Origin of the sequence: Burkholderia sp. Ac-20379, assembly GCF_017104645.1 — a bacterium.
Taxonomy (GTDB): Bacteria; Pseudomonadota; Gammaproteobacteria; order Burkholderiales; family Burkholderiaceae; genus Burkholderia.
Window position 1 is genome coordinate 1 of sequence record NZ_JAAGPF010000786.1, and the last position, 732, is coordinate 732.

1 protein-coding gene is annotated in these 732 nt (G+C 72.8%); it reads right to left on the bottom strand.

Features of this window, described 5'->3' with window-relative positions; translation table 11 throughout:
* Positions 1-732 (bottom strand): sigma 54-interacting transcriptional regulator (locus G3N92_RS34625; protein ID WP_206131951.1); only part of this gene is annotated, 732 nt, incomplete at both ends.

Genomic DNA, 732 nt, shown 5'->3' on the forward strand with positions numbered 1-732 from the left:
AGCCGCGGTTCGCGCCGCGCCGTCTGCGCGAGCAGCTCGGCGGCCAGCGCGGCGATGTCGGCGGGCCGCTCGCGCAGCGGCGGCAGCGCGATGTTGAGGATGTTGAGCCGGTAATAGAGATCGGCGCGGAAGCTGCCGGCTTCCACCGCGTCGAGCAGCGAGCGGTGCGTGGCGGCCACGATCCGCACGTCGATGCGGATCGGTTCGGTCGAGCCGAGCCGCACCACCTCGCGCTCCTGCAGCACGCGCAGCAGCCGGCTTTGCAGCGACAGCGGCATTTCGCCGATCTCGTCGAGAAACAGCGTGCCGCGGTGCGCGGCTTCGAACAGGCCCGCCTTGCCGCCGCGCCGCGCGCCGGTGAACGCGCCGTCGTCGTAGCCGAACAGCTCGCTCTCGAGCAGCGCCTCGGGGAACGCGCCGCAATTCATCGCCACGAACGGAAACGCGCGCCGCGCGCTCAGCGCGTGCAGGCTCTGCGCGATCATTTCCTTGCCGGTGCCGCTCTCGCCGAGGATCAGCACGGTGGCGTCCGATTTGGCGTAGCGCCGCGCCAGCTCGCGCACGTGCGCCATCGCGGCGGATTCGCCGATCACGTCGTCGAGCCGGTAGCGCGCCGAGAAGCGCTGCGCGTGCGGCTGCGAGCGCAGCGTGCGGTCGAGCCGCTCCACCGCGCGCGATTCCTGGAACGTCAGCACGCTGCCGGTGGCCGCGCCGCTGGCGGCCAGCGGGCCG